Annotated in this window: 4 protein-coding genes (1 of these 4 running past the window's edge); all 4 read right to left on the bottom strand. The window is 67.8% G+C overall.

Annotation, left to right across the window (positions count from 1 at the left end; translation table 11 throughout):
- Tightly spaced (each overlapping or abutting the next), the 4 genes in view from ACZZ0O_RS14570 to ACZZ0O_RS14555 form a layout consistent with a single transcriptional unit that may run on beyond the window.
- Window positions 1-827: the start of a condensation domain-containing protein gene (locus ACZZ0O_RS14570; protein WP_463602842.1), read on the bottom strand. The gene continues 3,931 nt to the left of window position 1, outside the view; the window shows 827 of its 4,758 coding nt (coding positions 1-827); the start codon lies at window positions 825-827; the stop codon falls past the left edge of the window.
- A complete protein-coding gene (locus ACZZ0O_RS14565; protein ID WP_463591106.1) occupies window positions 824-8,446 on the bottom strand; it encodes an amino acid adenylation domain-containing protein in 7,623 nt (2,540 codons plus the stop codon). The genes ACZZ0O_RS14570 and ACZZ0O_RS14565 overlap by 4 nt, the downstream gene beginning before the upstream one ends.
- Window positions 8,424-16,217, bottom strand: a complete 7,794-nt coding sequence (locus ACZZ0O_RS14560) for an amino acid adenylation domain-containing protein (protein ID WP_463602941.1) — start codon at window positions 16,215-16,217, stop codon at window positions 8,424-8,426. Before ACZZ0O_RS14560 ends, ACZZ0O_RS14565 begins: the two co-directional genes overlap by 23 nt.
- Complete coding sequence (locus ACZZ0O_RS14555) at window positions 16,217-24,358, bottom strand: amino acid adenylation domain-containing protein (RefSeq protein WP_463591104.1); 8,142 nt, start codon at window positions 24,356-24,358, stop codon at window positions 16,217-16,219. Before ACZZ0O_RS14555 ends, ACZZ0O_RS14560 begins: the two co-directional genes overlap by 1 nt.

Raw genomic sequence — 24,358 nt, 5'->3', positions numbered from 1 at the left:
ACGGTGGTGCGGTGCGCGGCGGCGAAGGCGTGCACCTTGGCCGACAGGGCCTCGGGCAACTCGCACTGGTGGTTGCCACCGGCATGCGCGGCGGCGCTCTGCCGACGCGGCGTCCCCGTCCAATGCAGGCGCGAACATGCACCCTGCAGAAGCCTCTGCCAATGGTCCAGCCCTTTCTCTCGGCTTGCCCGGCCGGCCGCACTGGCCTGCCACAGTGCGAAATCCAGGTGCCGCGGCGCCAACGATGGCTGCGCTGGCGTGGCGCCGCGCAACAAGTGCGCATAGCCCGTCTGCAACGCATCCTGCAACAGCCCGATCGACCAGCCATCGAACACCATGTGATGGGTGAGCACAATCAAATAGCTCGATGCGACATCCACTTGTAGCAGGTGCAGCCGGTACGGCAGCTCGGTGCGGATATCCAACGGTGAATTGACCAGTGCATCGATACGCGCGTCCAGTGCGCCGGCCGCTACCCGCTCCACCTGAAGACGCACGCCATCCAGCGGCTGCGGCACCTGCCAGGCAATGTCGTCCTCGACGATGACCCGGCAGCGCAGCGCTTCATGCCGCTCAGCGATGGACACCAATGCCTGCTCCAGCATGGCGACGTCCACCGTGCCTCCGGATACCTTCAGCACCAGCGGTACGTTGGCATGGCGGGCGCCGCCCCCGTTGAGGGCCAGCCACAGGCTGTGCTGATAGTCCGACAGCGGCGCGCGATCCGCATCGGCTACCCGCGCAATGGGCGAAGCCGACGCCAACAGGCCTTCTTTGGCCAGCAGCCGCGCAACGGCATCCTGGTCTTCGCTGGTAATGCGGATCATTCCTTCGCCTCCACCAGGTTCTGCCCCGCTCCGTCGCGCGAGGGAGTGTCTGCCGGCGGCGCTGCATGCCGCTCGTTGGACAGCCGCACGAGCAGCTCGGCCGCACGCGTCGCGCGGCGTCCACTCGCCGGATCATCGCGCAGCGCCGCCGCGAACTCGGCGATGGTGGGGTTGGCGTAGATCAGGCCCACCGGCGCGGATACCGCCAAGGTTCTTTCCACCCGCGCGGCAATCTGCATCGCTTGGATCGAATCGCCGCTGACCTGGAAGAAGTCGGTGTGGCGGCCGATCGCGGCGATGCCCAGCACGTCCGACCACAACGAGGCCAGCACCGCCTCCAAGTCGCCGTCGGGGGCCTCGTGGTCGCGTGCGGGCCGACCACCGCCCATCACTAGCAACGCGGTTTCATCGAGGTGCCCCGTGGCATCGAGAGGCAGGCGATCCAGGGCCTGGTAGTGGTCCGGCAACTGCTGCGGCGGCAGGCTCTGCGCAGCGTGGCGACGCAGCTCCTGCCAATCGGGTTTTCTCCCCGCCGCTGCCGGCACGACGAAAGCGACCAGGTGCTCGTGGTCCGGGCCGGTCACCCTGCGCACCACCACATCGCCCACCTGTGCGTGCGCGGCGAGCCGGTGTTCGATCTCGGCCGGCACGATGGCGAAGTTCCGGTGCCTAATGCACTGGGCGCGCGACCCCATCCATTCCAGAGAGCCGTCGGGGAGCACACGCGCCAGCACATCGCTGCGATACCCACTGCGGTCATCGCCGGTGACGATGCGCCCGTCGTAGAAGCACAGCTCGCCGATCACACCGGGCGGGACCGCTTGGCCATGTGAATCAACGATCTGCAGTTCCGTTTCCATCGCCACGCGTCCGGCGTCCCCGGCATCCGGCAGGGCAAGCAGGGTCTGTAGGGTCACGATAGGTATCGCCGTGGTCGTCCCGGCATCCAGCGTGATACGCACCACGGCTCCCGCCGCTCCCGCCGCCTGCAGTACCGCTTGTGCACCGGTCGCGAGAATACCCAGCAGGGCCAGGAGGCGCTGGTCAGGATCATGGATGTCCAGAGCGACCCGGGTGCCCGCGCCAACCCCACGTTGGCACAGTGCAGCCGCCACCGTGGCGATCCGCCCCCCCAGATCGCGGTGGCACATGCGTTCGCTGCCGACCCGCAGCGCAGGTACCGCCCCGATCAGATCCGCAGCAGCGGCCAGCGCGGTGGAAAGGCGCAGCGGCTGTACCGCCACCCCGTCTAGGTCGCCCCAGGACGTCGGCCGTGCGGCCTCGCCGTCCGCATCAAGGGTGTCCAGCACCTGGGTGTAGATTCGCGCCACGCTTTGCGCCGCGCGTGCGGTGTAGCGCTCGGCGAGGAACGACAGCGCCCCCCCGACCGATTGCCCTTGCGGGTCGACCTGGAAGTTCACGCACAGTGGCAGACTGGTTTCGGCGATGCCACCTCGCTGATTCAGGTCCAGCCGGGGTTGCCCAGCCTCGATCCGCTCATAGACATGGAACTTGGTGAAGTTGAACAGCACATCGAACGGCAGCCGCGCGCTTGCCGACTGGGTCAGCGATGCAACCGGGAAGCGGCGATGGCGTTCCACCGCCTGCTCATGCGCGAACGTCGTCCGGATCGCGTCGGCCCAGCGCTCGCCGGCCACGTGCTGGGTGAACGGCAGTGCATTGAGGAACACGCCCAGCACAGCATCGCCATCAGGGTGATCGAGGCGGCCGTGCGCGATTAGTCCGGAGGTCACCGTGTCCTGCCCGGTGGCGATCCCCATCGCGGTGGCATGCACCGCCAGCAGCACGGTGCGTAGCGGCACCTGCAGCCGCGCAGCCAACCCGAACAAGCGCATGGCGGTATGCGTGGGAATCGCGATTTGCGCGTGCAGGATGGTTTTTCCCGCAAACAGTCCGTTGTGATCCCCGGCCCGTGCCAGGTGCAGGTGAGGCGCGATCACGGCCGGTGCACTGCGCGCCAGTTCAGCCTGCCAGAACACGCGTGCGTCCTCGTCGGCTAGGGCCTGAAGTTCGGCGTCGATGTAATCGCGGTAGACGCTCCTCAACGGCGCAGCCGCGGTGGTGCGCGGCTCGCCGTGATAGCGGCCCAACAGCTCCGTGACCAGGCTGGCCTCGCTCCAGCCATCCAGCAACGCATGATGAAAACTCAATCCCAGCGCGAATGCATGCTCGCCCAGCACGCAGACGTGGTAACGGATCCACTGTTGATTCTCGCGGAAGCCCCGCACATGCTCCTGATCGACCCATGCGTCGATTAAGGCCACCTGCGCGCCGGGCGCAAGATCGCGGGCATCCTCGATCTCCAGCTCCGGTTCGACGTCGTGATGGACGCACTGCAGCGGCAGTTCGTAGTCGGCAACGCTGAAGCGCGTGCGCAGGGCCGGATGACGCGCGACCACCGCACGCAGGGCCGCCACGAAACGTGGGCGGTCGAAAGGCTCCCCAATCGTGTACCGGATCACATCGTGATAAGTGGGGGACTGCACGGCGTAGGCATTGTGAAACAGCATGCCCGCCTGCATGTGGCTGAGCGGATACGCATCCTCAACCCCGTCGGGCAACCGTGCACGCACACCGGCATCCACCAGTGCGAACGGCGCGGTGAGCCGGGCGGCCGCGTGGATTGAGCTATCACGCTGTGTCGTCACCTCGGCCAGCCTAGCCACCGTCTGCCGTTCGAACAGTGCCTCCAGCGCGAACTGGAGACCCTGCTGCTGTGCCTGCGCCTTGATCTGGATGCTCAGGATCGAGTCGCCGCCCAGTTCGAAGAAGTTGTCGTGCCGGCCGACCTGATCGACGTCCAGCACCTGTGCCCAGATCTGCGCCAGCGCCTGTTCGACCTCACCCTGTGGCGCTTCGTGCTGGGTATCCGAAGCCGCAGCGCCGGGTACCGGCAGCGCCGCCTTGTCGATCTTGCCGTTGGCCGTCAGCGGCAGCTGGTCCAGCCCCACGTACAGCGCCGGCACCATGTACTCGGGCAACCAGTCGCTGAGATAGCGTTGCAGCTCTCCTGCAGCCGGCACGGTATTGCCCGGTCGTGCAACGACATACGCCACCAGCCGCTTGCCGTCGCCGGCGCTGTGCACCTGCACGCTCACCGCGCCCAGCTGCGGATGGCTGGCCAGCGCCCGCTCCACCTCGCCCAGCTCGATGCGGTAGCCACGTACCTTCACCTGCGCATCGTCGCGGCCCAGGTACTCCAGCGTGCCGTCGGTGCGGTAGCGCACCCGGTCGCCCGTGGCGTACAGCCGGGCGCCCGCCTTGCCGCCGAAGGCATCCGGTACGAAACGCTGCGCGGTGAGCGCTGCATGGCCCACATAGCCGATGCCCACGCCGCTGCCGCCCACGAACAACTCGCCTACCGTGCCCGGCGGCACCAGTTGGCCGTGGTGATCCAGCACGTACGCAGTGCGCCCGGCCACGCCACGCCCGATCGGGACACTGCCCTGCCCGCTCCAGCCGTTCAAGGCCAGGCAGCAGCTGAAGGTGGTCGCCTCGGTTGGGCCGTAGCCGTTCACCAGCGTCGCGCAGCCCGGCAGCGCCAGATAGCGCTGCACATGCGCCGGCGACAGCGCATCGCCGCCGGCCAGCAGATAGCGCAACCCCTTCAGGCCCTGCGGGTGCTCGTCGACCATCAGCTGGAACAGGGCCGCCGTCAGCCACAGCACAGTCACGCCGTTGGCCTCGATCAGCCCGCCCAGCTCGCTCAGCGAGACCCGCCCTTCCGGCGCCATCACCAGCCGACCACCATTGAGTAGCGCGCCCCAGATCTCGAACGTGGAGGCATCGAACGACACCGGTGCCAGCTGCAGCAGCACGTCGTCCTGCCCCAGCGTCACGTAGTCCTGGCCGCTGACCAGATCGACGATGCCGCCATCACTGACCAACACGCCCTTCGGCCGACCGGTCGAACCGGAGGTGAACATCACATAGGCCGCGCTGCGGCCGCTGCGCCCGGCCCACTCGTAACGCTCGCCCACGGCAATGGCCGTTTCCAAACTGGACCACGGCAGTACCGGCGCCTGCGCCCACTCCGGGTCGTGATCGCTCACTAGCCAGGCCACTTGGGCATCAACCTGCATCGCGCGCAGGCGCTCGCCCGGGTAGCTGGCATCCAGCGGCACGTAGCTGGCACCCGCCCGCACGATGCCCAGCAGGGTCGCCACCAGCCAACGCGAACGGGCCAGGCTCACACCCACGCGCATGCCCGGCCGCACACCGCTGCGGTGCAGCGCCGCGGCAATCGCCGAGCTCGCCGCTTCCAGCTGCGCATAGCTCAGCGCCCCCTCTGCGTCCTGCACGGCCACCGCGTCCGGCACCGCCTGCGCGGTCCGTGCAAAGCGGCCGCCCAGACTGTCGTCGCCGTCGCCCGGCGTGCCGGCCCAGGCCAGCAGCTGCTGGCGGTCCGCGGCCGGTACGAAGTCCGTACCATCGCTGCAGGCCGATGGATCGGCCAGCAGGCGGGCCAAAGCATCGGCATGGATGGCTGCGATGCGTTCGATCTGCGCAGGCGAGAACACCGCGCGATCGGCCTCCAGCACCAGCCGCACGGTGTCCGTGCCGGGCAACTGCATGGCCTGCAGGATCAGCGGGTAGCTGGAATGCTCGAAACCGCCACCACGATCCAAGATTGCAGAGGTATCGCTGCCGTACTCGTCGCCATAGACATGGAAATGGGTGAAGTTGAACAGAGTATCAAACAGCGTGCGGCCATCATGCAGGCGCATGATCTCCGACAGCGGCAGACGCCGGTGCGGCCACAGCGCCTGCTCCTGGTCAAACGCCGACCGGATCAGCTGCGTCCAGTCCCGGCCGGCGGTCGACAGCCGCAGCGGCACGCTGTTGAGGAACAGGCCCAGGACGGCGTCGCCACCGTCCTCTTCGGGACGGCCATTGGTGACCAGACCGCTGACCACCTCGTGCTCGCCGATGAGAACGGCCACGGCCTTGAGGTGGACAGCCAGCAGCACGCTCTTCAGGGGCACTTCCAGCTCACGCGCCACGGCCTTCAACCGCGCCGACGCAGTGGCGTCCACCGGCACATCGACACGGGTAACCGCTTCGGCGCCCGAACGCGACGCCGGTAGCCGCGTCCGCGTCCGCGTCCGCTCGAACAGCACCGGCCGTGCATCGGTCAACGCCTGTGACCAGAACACCCGGGCCGGTGAGCAGTCGGCGCGCGCCTGCTGTTCCAGCGCGATGAAATCGGCGTAACTGCACGCCTGCGTTACCGCCTGGCCAACGCCACCGTCCAGTGCCTGCCGGTAAAGATCGATGAAGTCGCGGGTCAGCCGCGCCGCGCTCCAACCATCCAGGACAGCATGGTGGCAGCTGTAGATGAGGTTGAAGACCGCATCATCCAGCTGCTGCACACAGACCCGGAACAGAGGCTCCTCCATCCAGTCGCCAAAGCCGCGCGCCTGCTCCTCCTCCACCCACGCCTGCAGGGCACCTGCGACCTGCCCGGCATCACGGTGGCGGGAATTGCGGACGTCCAGCGGTACCCAGCCCTGCCGGCGGACCACCTGCAACGGCTGCTGCGGGCGCGACAGGTCGAAGCCGGTCCGCAGGATCTCATGCTGCTGGCCAAGTATCTCCCACACTGCCGCCAGGTGCTGGGCATCGAACGGCAACCGCAGCGTATGCACCTCGATGTTGTGGTACACCGCATCGTCGGCGCAGAGGCTGCTGTGATAGAGCATACCCATCTGAGTTCCACTGACCGGGTAGGCATCCTGGTAGCGGTCGCGCAGGCTGTCGGCCAGCGCAGGGTCGACCAGGGCAAACGGCGCACGTCGCGGTGCGCTGCCGTCCGCCGCCTCCCGGCGGGCAAGCTGGGCGAGCAGGCGCACCGTCTGCGTACGCAGCAGGTCGGCCAGGCTGAACACGATGCCCACGTCCTGCGCCTTGGACTTGATCTGGATGCTGCGGATCGAATCGCCGCCAAGCGCGTAGTAGTTGTCATTGATACCGACTTCATCCACGTCGAGGACGTCCGCCCACACCGCCAACAAGCTCCGCTCCATCTCGTTCTGCGCAGCCGCCGTGCCGAAACGGCGAGGCAGCGCCGTGGTCTCCACCGCCAGCAGCGCACGGCGGTCGCGCTTGCCGTTGACGTCGAGCGGCAGCGCCGCCACGGCGGCGTAGCGCGCCGGCACCATATATGCCGGCAACAGGCTTGCGAGATGCTCGCGCAGCGCCTCAAGCTCGGGCAGCGCATTGCCTGCAGGGCGCACGAACGCCATCAACTGGGTACCACCGTCTTCCTGGCATGGCACCACCATTGCTTCAGCGAGTAATGGATGCCGCGCCAGAGCGACCTCGATCTCACCGATCTCGATGCGGTAACCGCGCACCTTGACCTGGTTGTCGCCCCGACCCAGGTTGCGCAGCTCACCGCGTGCGTCGATGTAGCCCAGGTCGCCGCTGCGATAGAGACGCTCGCCTGGTGTGGCGGAGAATGGATCGGGTACGAAGCGCTCGGCCGTCAGCGCCGGGCGCCGCAGGTAGCCGCGCGCAACCCCGCCGCCGGCGACATGGATTTCGCCCACGGTGCCTGCAGGGACGGGATGGAGCATCTCATCAAGCACGTACGTCCTCAAGTGCGCCAGCGCCACGCCGATCGGCGTACCGCGCGCACCGCCTGCAGCGGTATCCGCCCGCGTCAGGGGGCGATAGGTGACGTGCACCGTGGTTTCGGTGATGCCGTACATGTTGACCAGCAACGGCTGCTCGTCGCCAAAGCGCGCGAACCAGCGGTCGAGGTCGTGCAGATCCACCGCTTCACCGCCAAATACGACCACGCTCAAGGCAGGCAACGGCGACGCCGCGGCGGACACGATGCAGCGGTGCAGCTCGGCAAACGCCGACGGCGTCTGGTTGAGCACTGTGACAGCCTCGGTGCGCAGCAGATGCAGGAAGTCCTGCGGCGAACGTGCCACTGCATTGGACACCATCACCAGGGTGCCGCCAAACGCAAGTGCTCCCCATATCTCCCAGACTGAGAAGTCGAACGCATAGGAGTGGAATTGGCTCCAGACGTCGTCCGGACCAAACTCGAACCATGCGTTGGCGGCGGCCAGCAGCGTTGTCACATTCGCGTGCGAGACCGGAGTTCCCTTGGGCGTGCCGGTGGAACCGGAGGTGTACAGCACATATGCCAGACCGTGATCGCCCATGCGTCCGCTGCCGGCTTCGGTGCCGCCGGTGGCCGCCTCCGTGCACAGCGCCCCAACGTCCAGTACCGTGGCGGGTGCCGACGCCTGCGTATCCGCGCTGTCGGCATCGACGATCACGAAGCGCACCTGGCTGTCGTCCTGCATGCGTTGCAGGCGGTCGCCGGGATAGATCGGATCGAGCGCCACATAGCCGGCACCTGCTTTCATCACACCGACCATCGTGGCGATTAACGCCGCCGACCGCTGCATGCACAGGCCCACCGCCTCATCCGCCTGGACCCCGCGCGCGCGCAGCGCGGCAGCGATCGCGTTGGCCTGCGCGTCCAGCTGCGCGTAGCTGATCCGTTCGCTGCCGTCGACAATCGCGATGGCATCGGGACGCAACCGTACCTGCTCTTCAAACAGTCGTTCGAGTCTCACTGGGATAGTTCCGTGCTGTTGTCCATGACCGACGGTTGCGGCGTGGTGCCGCGGCGACGTTTCCTGAAGCACTCCGGCAGCGTCGCCGGATCCAGCGGTACGCCTGCGGTTCCCTCCACCGCCCCCCCCACCCCGCGTGTTGCGCATCCGGATCCGTGGCGATGGCCGCCAGTGCCTGTGCGTACAGCGCTGCAAGCGTGTCCTGGCGTGTTGAAGGAACCTTTGCACCATCGAAGATCAGGACGCATCGCAGGCGGTTCTCACCAGGACGCATCATAAATTCGGCCACGCAGGAGAAATGGGTGGCGGCGAAGCCGCGCCGGTCACGGATCGTGGCCTCCTCACCGCTGTACATCTGCTCACCCACGTGGAACCGGGTGAAGTTGAAGGCCGTATCGAACGGCATGCCCCCGCACTCCTTGACGATCTCGCCTAGCGGGAACCGGCGGTGCGGCAGCGTCTCGCGCTCGCGCTGGAACACGTCACGGATCAGATCGCGCCAGCACCCGCCCCCCAGGCGCGCGCGCATCGGCACGGTGTTGATGAACAGCCCCAGCGTGCGCTCACCTCCCTCCTGCTCGGGACGCCCATTGACCGTGACGCCGGAGATCACATCGCTGCGTCCCAGAACCGCACCCAGCACCTTGAGGTGCGCGGCCAACAGCACCGACTTCAGCGGCACCCCCAGCGCCACGGCCAGGGCGTTGAGCCGCGTTTCCAAATCGTCGTCCACCGCGATCTCACGTTCGATACGCGAAGTGGCCACGTGGCTGCGCGGGCCGCCATCCGCCGGCTGCAGGGATGCGTCGGTGTACCCGGCCAGCAGCGCCTGCCAGTAGCGCCGGCTGTCGTCGCTGGCAAGGGCTGCGGTTTCCAGCGCGATGAACTCGCGGTACGCCAAGAGCGGGCCGTCGGAACGTGCCGCCTGCCCAGCCAGCGCGTGCCGGTAGCCGGTGAGCAGCTGCTTGACCAGCAGCGTTTCGCTCCACCCGTCCAGAATCGCATGGTGGAAGGTCACGCACAGGTGGAAGCGCGACACGCTCGGCAGCGGTATGACATGGATGCGGCAGAGTGGGGCCGTGCCCCAGTCGAACGCGGTCAGCGTTTCGCGGGTGATCAACGCATCCAGCTCGCTGCCGGCTGTCCTGGCCCCTGTGGCGGCAGGCAGCACCGTCAGCGGAATGCGCGCGCCCTTCCACACCAGCTGCAGCGGATCGGCGCCATGCGACATCGAGAACGACGTGCGCAGGACCGGATGCTGCACGGCCAGTTCGTCGACCACCTGCTGCATGGCAGCCGCATTCCAGGCAAGGGCCACCTCATAGCAAACGACATCCTGGTAGACGATGGCGTCCCCGCTGGCGTCGCTGTGGTACAGCAGCGCCATCTGCATGCGCGAGGCGGGATAGGCATCTTCCACGTCGGCAGGCAGCCGCTCGCGCACGCGCGTGTCGATCAATGCGAACGGTGCGATGCGCGACGACGGAGCCTGCACCTCGCCCGTAGCGTGCGCGACCACCTCGGCCAGCCTAGCCACCGTCTGCCGTTCGAACAGTGCCTCCAGCGCGAACTGGAGACCCTGCTGCTGTGCCTGCGCCTTGATCTGGATGCTCAGGATCGAGTCGCCGCCCAGTTCGAAGAAGTTGTCGTGCCGGCCGACCTGATCGACGTCCAGCACCTGTGCCCAGATCTGCGCCAGCGCCTGTTCGACCTCACCCTGTGGCGCTTCGTGCTGGGTATCCGAAGCCGCAGCGCCGGGTACCGGCAGCGCCGCCTTGTCGATCTTGCCGTTGGCCGTCAGCGGCAGCTGGTCCAGCCCCACGTACAGCGCCGGCACCATGTACTCGGGCAACCAGTCGCTGAGATAGCGTTGCAGCTCTCCTGCAGCCGGCACGGTATTGCCCGGTCGTGCAACGACATACGCCACCAGCCGCTTGCCGTCGCCGGCGCTGTGCACCTGCACGCTCACCGCGCCCAGCTGCGGATGGCTGGCCAGCGCCCGCTCCACCTCGCCCAGCTCGATGCGGTAGCCACGTACCTTCACCTGCGCATCGTCGCGGCCCAGGTACTCCAGCGTGCCGTCGGTGCGGTAGCGCACCCGGTCGCCCGTGGCGTACAGCCGGGCGCCCGCCTTGCCGCCGAAGGCATCCGGTACGAAACGCTGCGCGGTGAGCGCTGCATGGCCCACATAGCCGATGCCCACGCCGCTGCCGCCCACGAACAACTCGCCTACCGTGCCCGGCGGCACCAGTTGGCCGTAGTGATCTAGCACGTACGCAGTGCGCCCGGCCACGCCACGCCCGATCGGGACACTGCCCTGCCCGTTCCAGCCGTTCAAGGCCAGGCAGCAGCTGAAGGTGGTCGCCTCGGTTGGGCCGTAGCCGTTCACCAGCGTCGCGCAGCCCGGCAGCGCCAGATAGCGCTGCACATGCGCCGGCGACAGCGCATCGCCGCCGGCCAGCAGATAGCGCAACCCCTTCAGGCCCTGCGGGTGCTCGTCGACCATCAGCTGGAACAGGGCCGCCGTCAGCCACAGCACAGTCACGCCGTTGGCCTCGATCAGCCCGCCCAGCTCGCTCAGCGAGACCCGCCCTTCCGGCGCCATCACCAGCCGACCACCATTGAGTAGCGCGCCCCAGATCTCGAACGTGGAGGCATCGAACGACACCGGTGCCAGCTGCAGCAGCACGTCGTCCTGACCCAGCGTCACGTAGTCCTGGCCGCTGACCAGATCGACGATGCCGCCATCACTGACCAACACGCCCTTCGGCCGACCGGTCGAGCCGGAGGTGAACATCACATAGGCCGCGCTGCGGCCGCTGCGCCCGGCCCACTCGTAACGCTCGCCCACGGCAATGGCCGTTTCCAAACTGGACCACGGCAGTACCGGCGCCTGCGCCCACTCCGGGTCGTGATCGCTCACCAGCCAGGCCACTTGGGCATCAACCTGCATCGCGCGCAGGCGCTCGCCCGGGTAGCTGGCATCCAGCGGCACGTAGCTGGCACCCGCCCGCACGATGCCCAGCAGGGTCGCCACCAGCCAACGCGAACGGGCCAGGCTCACACCCACGCGCATGCCCGGCCGCACACCGCTGCGGTGCAGCGCCGCGGCAATCGCCGAGCTCGCCGCTTCCAGCTGCGCATAGCTCAACGCCCCCTCTGCGTCCTGCACGGCCACCGCGTCCGGCACCGCCTGCGCGGTCCGTGCAAAGCGGCCGCCCAGACTGTCGTCGCCGTCGCCCGGCGTGCCGGCCCAGGCCAGCAGCTGCTGGCGGTCCTGCGCGGAGACACCGTCCAGCGCATCGCAGGACGCCAGCGGATCGGTCAGCAGGTTGCACAGCGCCTGCTGGTAGATCCGCGCGTACAGAGCCGCGATCTCCGGCGGCGTCCGCGCGCCATTGGTCTCCAGCGTGAACTGGGGCGTATGGCTGTCGGCACGCCAACCGCATTGCGCGATCAGATCGAAGTGGGCATGTTCGAAGCCACCACCGCCGATCAGGGTCACGTCCTCAGTGCTGTCGATCGCGCTTTCCAGCACATGAAAATGGGTGTAGTTGAGCGCGGTATTGAACAACTGGCCGCCCTCCACCCAGCGCTTCATCAGCGGCATCGGGTAACGACGATGCGCCCACAGCCCCTGCTCGTGGGCCGCGATCCGGCCCACACGATCGCGCCAGCTTTCGCTGCCAGCGTGCAGGCGGAACGGCACCGTGTTGAGGAACAGCCCGGCCAGGCGCTCGGCGTCCGCGTACTCCGGCCGGCCATTGGTGACCAGGCCGGTGGTCACATCGCGCAGCCCGGTGATGACCGACAAGGCCTTGAGATGGATCGCCAGTAGCATGCTCTTGAACGGTACCTGCCAGCGCTTGGCAAGATCCTGCAGCTGCCTGCTTTGTGCCTGGTCGATCCGCACCGGGGTACGCTGGGTGGCACCGGATGCGCTTCCCGGTCCCGCAGGCAGCAACGAGGGACTGAAGTCGCGTAGCTGCGCCTCCCACCAGCCACGATGCGCATCGCTCTCGACCGCCTGCATCTCCAGCGCGACGTAGTCGCGGTACGCCCCGGTGACGTCCCACTCGATCGAACGTGCCTTGCCCAGCGCGGCATAGTCCTCGACGAACTGGGTGGTGAGTGTCGCCAGGCTCCAGCCGTCCAGGATTGCGTGGTGGAAGCTCAGGCCGACGTCGAACGTACGTGGTCCAAGCGTGAAGACATCCACACGGACCACCGGCGCATGCCGCACATAGATACCCGTGTGCTTCTCCCGCTCCATCCAGCGTTGCAGCTCGGCATCCTGCTGCCACGCTTCCAGGTGCGCCAGATCGTGAAACACCAGCGGGATCTCGGCCTGCGCATGCACCACCTGCAACGGCGGTGCGAAGCTGAGATCGAACGCGGTGCGCAGCACGGCGTGGCGGCGTGCCAGCTGGCGAAGCACCGCAGCGATGCGGGGCGGGTCCACGTCGGCGCGAATGCGGAAGTGGAAAATATCGTGATAGGCCGAGTTCGCCCGATCCAGATCGCTGTGGAACAGCATGCCCGCCTGCATGTGGCTGAGCGGATAGGCATCCTCGGCGGTTGCCGGCAGCCGCGCACGTACCTCCGCATCGATCAGTCCGAACGCAACGGTGCGCTGCGGGTCGGCCTGTGACGCCGTATCGCCGCGGGTCACCACCTCGGCCAGCCTAGCCACCGTCTGCCGTTCGAACAGTGCCTCCAGCGCGAACTGGAGACCCTGCTGCTGTGCCTGCGCCTTGATCTGGATGCTCAGGATCGAGTCGCCGCCCAGTTCGAAGAAGTTGTCGTGCCGGCCGACCTGATCGACGTCCAGCACCTGTGCCCAGATCTGCGCCAGCGCCTGTTCGACCTCACCCTGTGGCGCTTCGTGCTGGGTATCCGAAGCCGCAGCGCCGGGTACCGGCAGCGCCGCCTTGTCGATCTTGCCGTTGGCCGTCAGCGGCAGCTGGTCCAGCCCCACGTACAGCGCCGGCACCATGTACTCGGGCAACCAGTCGCTGAGATAGCGTTGCAGCTCTCCTGCAGCCGGCACGGTATTGCCCGGTCGTGCAACGACATACGCCACCAGCCGCTTGCCGTCGCCGGCGCTGTGCACCTGCACGCTCACCGCGCCCAGCTGCGGATGGCTGGCCAGCGCCCGCTCCACCTCGCCCAGCTCGATGCGGTAGCCACGTACCTTCACCTGCGCATCGTCGCGGCCCAGGTACTCCAGCGTGCCGTCGGTGCGGTAGCGCACCCGGTCGCCCGTGGCGTACAGCCGGGCGCCCGCCTTGCCGCCGAAGGCATCCGGTACGAAACGCTGCGCGGTGAGCGCTGCATGGCCCACATAGCCGATGCCCACGCCGCTGCCGCCCACGAACAACTCGCCTACCGTGCCCGGCGGCACCAGTTGGCCGTGGTGATCCAGCACGTACGCAGTGCGCCCGGCCACGCCACGCCCGATCGGGACACTGCCCTGCCCGCTCCAGCCGTTCAAGGCCAGGCAGCAGCTGAAGGTGGTCGCCTCGGTTGGGCCGTAGCCGTTCACCAGCGTCGCGCAGCCCGGCAGCGCCAGATAGCGCTGCACATGCGCCGGCGACAGCGCATCGCCGCCGGCCAGCAGATAGCGCAACCCCTTCAGGCCCTGCGGGTGCTCGTCGACCATCAGCTGGAACAGGGCCGCCGTCAGCCACAGCACAGTCACGCCGTTGGCCTCGATCAGCCCGCCCAGCTCGCTCAGCGAGACCCGCCCTTCCGGCGCCATCACCAGCCGACCACCATTGAGTAGCGCGCCCCAGATCTCGAACGTGGAGGCATCGAACGACACCGGTGCCAGCTGCAGCAGCACGTCGTCCTGCCCCAGCGTCACGTAGTCCTGGCCGCTGACCAGATCGACGATGCCGCCATCACTGACCAACACGCCCTTCGGCCGACCGGTCGAACCGGAGGTGAACATCACATAGGCCGCGCTGCGGCCGCTGCGCCCGGCCCACTCGTAACGCTCGCCCACGGCAATGGCCGTTTCCAAACTGGACCACGGCAGTACCGGCGCCTGCGCCCACTCCGGGTCGTGATCGCTCACTAGCCAGGCCACTTGGGCATCAACCTGCATCGCGCGCAGGCGCTCGCCCGGGTAGCTGGCATCCAGCGGCACGTAGCTGGCACCCGCCCGCACGATGCCCAGCAGGGTCGCCACCAGCCAACGCGAACGGGCCAGGCTCACACCCACGCGCATGCCCGGCCGCACACCGCTGCGGTGCAGCGCCGCGGCAATCGCCGAGCTCGCCGCTTCCAGCTGCGCATAGCTCAGCGCCCCCTCTGCGTCCTGCACGGCCACCGCGTCCGGCACCGCCTGCGCGGTCCGTGCAAAGCGGCCGCCCAGACTGTCGTCGCCGTCGCCCGGCGTGCCGGCCCAGGCCAGCAGCTGCTGGCGGTCCGCGGCCGGTACGAAGTCCGTACCATCGCTGCAGGCCGATGGATCGGCCAGCAGGCGGGCCAAAGCATCGGCATGGATGGCCACCATGCGCTCGATCTGCGTCGGCGAAAACACGGCGCGATCGGCTTCCACATACAGATACACGGCAGAACCGTCGGCCTCCTGGCCTGCCTGCACCACCAACGGATAATTGGAATGTTCGAAGCCACCGCGCTCGAGGATGACGCCCCCCTCATCACCGACCAGCCCACCGTAGTTGTGGAAATGGGTGTAGTTGAACAGCGTCTCGAACAGGGTGCGTCCGCCCTGGAGGCGCATGATTTCCGACAGCGGCAGCCGACGATGCGGCCACATTGCCTGCTCCTGCGCGAAGGTCGCTCCGATCAGGGCCTCCCAGCTCAATCCGCGCGTGCGCAGCGTCAACGGCACGCTGTTGAGAAACAACCCCAGCACGGTATCGCCGCCCGCCTGTTCCGGCCGGCCGTTGGTGACCACGCCGCTCATCACCTCGTCCTGCCCGCAGATCGCCCCCAGCGCCTTGAGGTGCAGCGCCAGCAGCACGTGTTTCACTGAGACCCGAAGTCGCTTAGCCAGTGCACGGATCGCCGCCGACCGTGGCCCGTCCAGGGGCAATGCACGGCGCTCCACGCCGAGATGGCCGGTGCCGGCAGTGCGCGGCGGGTCAGCGGCTGTCGCGCCTTCCAGCACGCTGCGCCAGTAGCCCGCCGCCGCTGGCTGTTGCAGGGCATCCTGCTCCAGCTTGATGTAGTCCCGATACCGAGATGCGGGGACGTTGCAGGGCGCGGCAACGCCGTGCAGCCGCGCGGTGTAGGCGCCGATGAAAGCGGAGAGCAGCAGCCCGAGACTCCAGCCATCGAGCAGCGCATGGTGGAAACTGAAGACCAGCTCCCAGCGCTGTTCTCCCAGTACGTGCGCATGCACGCGCATCGGTGTGACCGCTTCCAGATCGAAGCCGTGCCGCTTCTCCGTGTCCAGCCACTCTTCGCGATACGCGTCCTGGGCGGCCTCGGAGAAGCGGGTCAAGTCGCGGTGCGTGATCGACATCCGCCCGCCGGACATCACGAGCTGCAATGGGCGTGATGCGTTCTTCAGGCGAAAGCGTGTGCGCAGGATGGGATGGGCCGTCACCAGATCATCGAAGGCCGCAGTGAGCGCGGCGAGGTCGAATCCCAGGCGAAGCTGGAACGTCACGATGTCGTGGTAGACCGCGCTTTCGGCATGCATCTCGTTGTGGAAGAGCATTCCGGCCTGTGCATGGCCCAGCGGATAGGCATCTTCGATCCGGAGGCGATCGGCAACGCTCTGCGTTTCGGTCATCACACGCTCTCCTGGTCAAGTGCAGCCAGTTCCTGCACCGACAACATGTCGAAGGCTTCCACCTTGGGCGCGGCAACCACCGTACCGCACTGGGTGACCACCTCGGCCAGCCTAGCCACCGTCTGCCGTTCGAACAGTGCCTCCAGCGCGAACTGGAGACCCTGCTGCTGTGCCTGCGCCTTGATCTGGATGCTCAGGATCGAGTCGCCGCCCAGTTCGAAGAAGTTGTCGTGCCGGCCGACCTGATCGACGTCCAGCACCTGTGCCCAGATCTGCGCCAGCGCCTGTTCGACCTCACCCTGTGGCGCTTCGTGCTGGGTATCCGAAGCCGCAGCGCCGGGTACCGGCAGCGCCGCCTTGTCGATCTTGCCGTTGGCCGTCAGCGGCAGCTGGTCCAGCCCCACGTACAGCGCCGGCACCATGTACTCGGGCAACCAGTCGCTGAGATAGCGTTGCAGCTCTCCTGCAGCCGGCACGGTATTGCCCGGTCGTGCAACGACATACGCCACCAGCCGCTTGCCGTCGCCGGCGCTGTGCACCTGCACGCTCACCGCGCCCAGCTGCGGATGGCTGGCCAGCGCCCGCTCCACCTCGCCCAGCTCGATGCGGTAGCCACGTACCTTCACCTGCGCATCGTCGCGGCCCAGGTACTCCAGCGTGCCGTCGGTGCGGTAGCGCACCCGGTCGCCCGTGGCGTACAGCCGGGCGCCCGCCTTGCCGCCGAAGGCATCCGGTACGAAACGCTGCGCGGTGAGCGCTGCATGGCCCACATAGCCGATGCCCACGCCGCTGCCGCCCACGAACAACTCGCCTACCGTGCCCGGCGGCACCAGTTGGCCGTAGTGATCTAGCACGTACGCAGTGCGCCCGGCCACGCCACGCCCGATCGGGACACTGCCCTGCCCGTTCCAGCCGTTCAAGGCCAGGCAGCAGCTGAAGGTGGTCGCCTCGGTTGGGCCGTAGCCGTTCACCAGCGTCGCGCAGCCCGGCAGCGCCAGATAGCGCTGCACATGCGCCGGCGACAGCGCATCGCCGCCGGCCAGCAGATAGCGCAACCCCTTCAGGCCCTGCGGGTGCTCGTCGACCATCAGCTGGAACAGGGCCGCCGTCAGCCACAGCACAGTCACGCCGTTGGCCTCGATCAGCCCGCCCAGCTCGCTCAGCGAGACCCGCCCTTCCGGCGCCATCACCAGCCGACCACCATTGAGTAGCGCGCCCCAGATCTCGAACGTGGAGGCATCGAACGACACCGGTGCCAGCTGCAGCAGCACGTCGTCCTGCCCCAGCGTCACGTAGTCCTGGCCGCTGACCAGATCGACGATGCCGCCATCACTGACCAACACGCCCTTCGGCCGACCGGTCGAACCGGAGGTGAACATCACATAGGCCGCGCTGCGGCCGCTGCGCCCGGCCCACTCGTAACGCTCGCCCACGGCAATGGCCGTTTCCAAACTGGACCACGGCAGTACCGGCGCCTGCGCCCACTCCGGGTCGTGATCGCTCACCAGCCAGGCCACTTGGGCATCAACCTGCATCGCGCGCAGGCGCTCGCCCGGGTAGCTGGCATCCAGCGGCACGTAGCTGGCACCCGCCCGCACGATGCCCAGCAGGGTCGCCACCAGCCAACGCGAACGGGCCAGGCTCACACCCACGCGCATGCCCGGCCGCACACCGCTGCGGTGCAGCGCCGCGGCAATCGCCGAGCTCGCCGCTTCCAGCTGCGCATAGCTCAGCGCCCCCTCTGCGTCCTGCACGGCCACCGCGTCCGGCACCGCCTGCGCGGTCCGTGCAAAGCGGCCGCCCAGACTGTCGTCGCCGTCGCCCGGCGTGCCGGCCCAGGCCAGCACGCCCGCCCGCTGGTCAGGCGCAAGGAAATCGCGCGCATGCGAGGCCTCCACATCGCTGGCTAGGCATTGCGCGACGGCCGCGTAGAGGCGGGCGATCTGCTGTGCCTGGGGGGCATCGATCGCTGCCGAATCCAGATCCAGCATCATGTGCAGTTCATTGCGCCACGGCTGGTACCCGGCCTGGAAGGTCAGCGGATAGTTGGAGTACTCGAAACCATCCGTGCCTTCCAGCCGCATTCCGGATTCGCCCAACTTGTCGTACACGTGGAAGTGGGTGAAATTAAACACCACGTCGAAAAGTGACTTGCCGCCTGCGATACGCTTCATCTCCGTCATCGGGAAGCGCCGGTGGCTCCAGTACTGCTCGTTCATGTCGCGCACGTGCCCTATCAGGGTGCGCCACGTCCCCGGCATCACCTTCAGCGACGCCGGAAGCGTATTTAGGAACATGCCCAGGATGCGCTCGCCTCCAGCCGACTCCGGCCGGCCATTGACGACCACGCCACTGCACACCTGCGCACTTCCGGTGATCACACTCATGGCTTTAAGGTGGATGGTCAGCATCACATCGCGCAGCCGTACGCCCAGCTCGACCGCCACCGCCGCCAACGCCTGTTTATGCTGTGACGCGAGCGGCACCTCCAGACGCAGCGGCTCGCCCACCGCTGCGTCCGACCGCGCCGGCAATGGCACACGTCCCTCGTCCTGCAGCCTGTCCAGCCAGAACGCCCGGTTCTGCTGCGACTGCAGAGCGGCCTGTTCCAGCGCCACGAAGTCGGCATAGCGCAATGTCGGGGCCTCTGCGCCGGGGTGGTTGCTGCCACGGCGGTGATCGCGCAGCAGCTCGGTCATCAGCGACGCCGCGCTCCAGCCGTCGAGAATCGCGTGGGGGCAGCTCAGGTTGAGCTGATGCCGCGCGGGTCCCAACCGGAACAGGTCCACACGCAGCAACGAGGGAGCTTTGAGATCGAACGAACGGGTCTTCTCCTGCGCATTGGCCTGCTGCAGCAGCACGCGCTGCTCATCGGCACCCAAACCAGACAGATCATGGAAGCCGAAATGGCTGTTGGCCTCCCGGTGCACCACCTGCAGGGGGGTGTCGAACCGGGACAGATCAAAGCCGGTACGCAGGATGTCGTGACGGGCGGTCAGCCGGAGCAGGGCCTGTTCGAGCGCCTGCGGGTCGATCTCGCCACCAATCGTGTAGTTCATGATGTCGTGGTAGACCGCATCATCCCCGCTGAAGTCCTGGTGGAACAGCATGCCCGCCTGCATCCGGCTGAGCGGGTACGCATCGCCCGCGGTGTCGCGCAGCGCGTCGGCGATGTCGGCGCGGACCAGGCTAAACGGCACGACCGCCGCCGGCCCCTTTGCCGCAAGCGGCTTCACCAGCGGAGCGAGATTGCGGATGCTCTGCTGTTTGAACAGATCCTCCAGTTCGAAGTCGTAGCCGTACGCATGGGTCAGTGCACGCAGCTGGATACTGAGGATGGAGTCGCCACCCAGGGTGAAGAACGAGTCGCCCGGGTCGATCGCCTCAAGCTCAAGCACCTCCCTCCAGATCCCGGCCAAGGTCTGCTCCAGACCATTCAGCGGGGCGCCGGCCGCCGCTGACGGGGTTGCCTCCGCACCGAGCGCCAGTGCCCGCAGCGCGGAGCGGTCAAGCTTCTCGTGCCGCGTCTGTGGCATCCGCTCCAATGCGATGAAACGTTGCGGAATGCAATAGTCCGGCAAGCGCCCCGCGAGCGCGTCCGCGACACGCTCGGGCGCACCGAAGCCCGCCGCCGTCTGGACCAGACCCACCAGCTCGCGTCGCCCGTCGGCCCGCTCCACCAGCTCCACGACGGCCTGCTCCACCCCGGACACTGCGTTCAACGCCAGCTCCACCTCGTCCAGTTCTATCCGGTAGCCGCGCAGCTTCACCTGGCGGTCGTCGCGGCCGATGAAGTCGAGGTCCCCGCTGGGCAACATGCAGACCACGTCGCCAGTGTCATACATTCGGGCGCCCGCGACCTCGGCATACGGATCGGGCAGGAAGCGGCTGGCGGTACGTGCCGCATCGCCGGTGTACCCGTGTGCCAGCGCGGGTCCGGTCAGGTACAGGTGGCCGCGCATCCCGGCCGGAACCGGGCGCAATCCCGCATCAAGCAGCCGAATCCCGACCCCGGACAATGGACGTCCGATCGGCACCCGGGCGGCATCGCTGCCGTCGCATGCATACCACGTGGACCAGACGGTGGCCTCGGTTGGCCCGTACGCATTGAGCAGGCGATGACGCTGGGCCCAACGTCGTGCCGATGCCGTCGGCAACGCCTCGCCGGCTGCCACCACTGTCACCGGGTGCGGCAGGGCCTCTGGGTCCATTACCGCCAGGTAGGAAGGCGGCAGCGTGAGCAGATCGATCGCGCGCTCGCCAATCAATGCGTGCAGGTAGTCGGGGTCGCGCTTGCGATGTTCCTCTACGATATGCAGGGTGCCGCCGGTAAGCAGCGCCATCACCATCTCGTACACGGACGCGTCGAAGGTCAGCGAGGCGAACTGCGATACGCCATGCCCCGGCCCGGCGCCCAACACCCGGCGCTGCTGCGCCACCAGATTGCACACGCCGCGCCACGGCACGACCACCGCCTTGGGCGTGCCGGTCGAGCCGGAGGTGAAGATGATGTAGGCCGCATCGTCGTCGCGAAGGCCGGGGCCCGGCGGAGGCGCGGTGATTTCATCGCCACTCAGTTCGCCCGCGATCAGGACACGTCCACCACGTACCTCGGCAGGCAGGCAGGCCACGGTCACCGGCGACACCAGCAGGTGTGCGATGTCGCAGGCGCGAAGCATCGCCTCCAGCCGCTCCGCGGGATGGTCGGCCGCCAGCGGCACATACGTGGCGCCCACGCTCCAGATGGCCAACATCGCCACCGGCAGAGGAATCGAACGCTCAAGGCAGACCCCGACCCGGGTCCCGTGGAGCACGCCGTGCGAGCGCAGACGGTCTGCCAGGGCGTGGACGCCGCGACGCAGGCGCGCGTAGGACCAGTGGCCACTGCCATCGTGAACCGCGGTCGCAGCACCCGCTTCGGCGCACACCGCGTCGAACAGTGCACGGAAGGCCTGCGCACCGGCCGCCGCCTGCTCCTGGCGAACGCACCACTGTGCCGCTGGAACCAGCACCGCCTCATCGGGCCGCTGCTGCGGCGCCAGCGCGAGCGCGGCGAAGACCGCCGCGTAAAGCGCTGCCAGGGCCTCCGCACGGGCCTCGTCCAACCGTGCCGGATCGAACTCCAGCCGCAGGGTCAGCTCGCCGCTGTCCGGATCCTCCGCAGTCTGCAGCACCAACGGGAAGGTGGAGTGCTCCTTGACCTGGGCATTGGCAGCGCTCAGCAGCGCATCGTCGCGCAGTCCCTTGTAGGCATGGAACTTGGTGAAATTGAACGCGGTCTGGACCATATCCGGCCCGCCCAGAGCACGGCTGATGCGCGCATGCGGGTACAGCCGGTGGGGAAACAGCCGGCGCTCCTCCGCCTGTACAGCGCTGACCAGCTCACGCCAGCACAGACCGATTGCCGGCAGGCGCAGCGGCACGTTGTTGAGGAACAAGCCCAGCGTTCTCTCGCCATCCTGCCGATCCGGTCGCCCATGCACCAGGATGCCGGAGAATGGCTGCTGCTTGCCGAAGTACAGCGACAGGGTCTGCAGGTGTCCGGCCAGCAGCACACTCTTCATCGGTGCCTGGCAGTCTTCGACCCGCTGCTTCAATCCCGCCTGGATCTGCGGAGACAGCGGAATGTGAAGGCTGCGCACATCCGCGGCCACGGGCTCGGCCAATGGCTGGACGCGCTCGATCTGCAGCACGTCCGAATCGCGCAGATAGTCGGCCCAGAAACGCTCGGCGTCGGCGTCGGCCGTAGAGCGCCGCTCGGCGGCGATGAACTCCGCATACCGGCTGCGCGGAGGCTGCGAGGCGATCGGCTGTCCATCCAGCAGCGCCCGGTAGTCCACCAGCAGTTCCGCCAGGAACTGGGCCAGGCTCCAGCCATCCAGGATGGCGTGATGGAAACTGAGGGTAAGCCGCCACTGACGTCCGCTTTGGAGGTGAACGAATGCGCGCATCAACGGCGCCTGCTGCCAGTCGAATGGCGTGCGTCGCTCCTGTTCCAGCCAAGTCTGGTAGTCCTGCTCCCAGGCCTGCGGCGGCAACCCGGTCCCGTCCTGCTCCAGCAGTGCGATCTGTGCGTGGCCCCAGACGAACTGCAGCGGTTCCGGCTTGCGCAGCATGTCGAACGAGGTACGCAGAATCGGATGCCGCTCCACCACACCCGCCAGCGCCTTGTGCAGCAGCTCCGTGCGGTGCTCGCCATCCAGGTCGAGATGGTAGATGTCGTGGTAGACGGTGGTGGCGCCGCCGCCGAGGTCGGAGTGGAACAGCATGCCGGCCTGCATCGCGCTCAGCGGATAGGCATCCACGACGCCGTCGGGCAGCGCCTCGCGCTGCGCCGGAGCCAGCAGCTCGAACGGGGCGAGCGCCTCCTGCGCATCGGCAAGCTCGGCCACGTGGACCTGCGTGGCCAGCTCGGCGAGGGTGTCGTAGTCGAATAAATCCGCCAACTCCAGTACCAAGCCGCGCTGATCGGCCAATCCCTTGATCTGGATGCTCAGGATCGAGTCGCCGCCCAGTTCGAAGAAGTTGTCGTGCCGGCCGACCTGATCGACGTCCAGCACCTGTGCCCAGATCTGCGCCAGCGCCTGTTCGACCTCACCCTGTGGCGCTTCGTGCTGGGTATCCGAAGCCGCAGCGCCGGGTACCGGCAGCGCCGCCTTGTCGATCTTGCCGTTGGCCGTCAGCGGCAGCTGGTCCAGCCCCACGTACAGCGCCGGCACCATGTACTCGGGCAACCAGTCGCTGAGATAGCGTTGCAGCTCTCCTGCAGCCGGCACGGTATTGCCCGGTCGTGCAACGACATACGCCACCAGCCGCTTGCCGTCGCCGGCGCTGTGCACCTGCACGCTCACCGCGCCCAGCTGCGGATGGCTGGCCAGCGCCCGCTCCACCTCGCCCAGCTCGATGCGGTAGCCACGTACCTTCACCTGCGCATCGTCGCGGCCCAGGTACTCCAGCGTGCCGTCGGTGCGGTAGCGCACCCGGTCGCCCGTGGCGTACAGCCGGGCGCCCGCCTTGCCGCCGAAGGCATCCGGTACGAAACGCTGCGCGGTGAGCGCTGCATGGCCCACATAGCCGATGCCCACGCCGCTGCCGCCCACGAACAACTCGCCTACCGTGCCCGGCGGCACCAGTTGGCCGTGGTGATCCAGCACGTACGCAGTGCGCCCGGCCACGCCACGCCCGATCGGGACACTGCCCTGCCCGCTCCAGCCGTTCAAGGCCAGGCAGCAGCTGAAGGTGGTCGCCTCGGTTGGGCCGTAGCCGTTCACCAGCGTCGCGCAGCCCGGCAGCGCCAGATAGCGCTGCACATGCGCCGGCGACAGCGCATCGCCGCCGGCCAGCAGATAGCGCAACCCCTTCAGGCCCTGCGGGTGCTCGTCGACCATCAGCTGGAACAGGGCCGCCGTCAGCCACAGCACAGTCACGCCGTTGGCCTCGATCAGCCCGCCCAGCTCGCTCAGCGAGACCCGCCCTTCCGGCGCCATCACCAGCCGACCACCATTGAGTAGCGCGCCCCAGATCTCGAACGTGGAGGCATCGAACGACACCGGTGCCAGCTGCAGCAGCACGTCGTCCTGACCCAGCGTCACGTAGTCCTGGCCGCTGACCAGATCGACGATGCCGCCATCACTGACCAACACGCCCTTCGGCCGACCGGTCGAGCCGGAGGTGAACATCACATAGGCCGCGCTGCGGCCGCTGCGCCCGGCCCACTCGTAACGCTCGCCCACGGCAATGGCCGTTTCCAAACTGGACCACGGCAGTACCGGCGCCTGCGCCCACTCCGGGTCGTGATCGCTCACCAGCCAGGCCACTTGGGCATCAACCTGCATCGCGCGCAGGCGCTCGCCCGGGTAGCTGGCATCCAGCGGCACGTAGCTGGCACCCGCCCGCACGATGCCCAGCAGGGTCGCCACCAGCCAACGCGAACGGGCCAGGCTCACACCCACGCGCATGCCCGGCCGCACACCGCTGCGGTGCAGCGCCGCGGCAATCGCCGAGCTCGCCGCTTCCAGCTGCGCATAGCTCAACGCCCCCTCTGCGTCCTGCACGGCCACCGCGTCAGCCCATTGAGTGGCTGAACGAATGAAGGCGGTGGAAAGGGATGTAGCGTTCGAGCTCGCGTGCTGGTTCGACAT

This window comes from Xanthomonas sp. AC360, from assembly GCF_979258225.1.
Note: the sequence above shows the minus strand (reverse complement) of the source record. Positions and strands in the feature narration are given on the sequence as shown.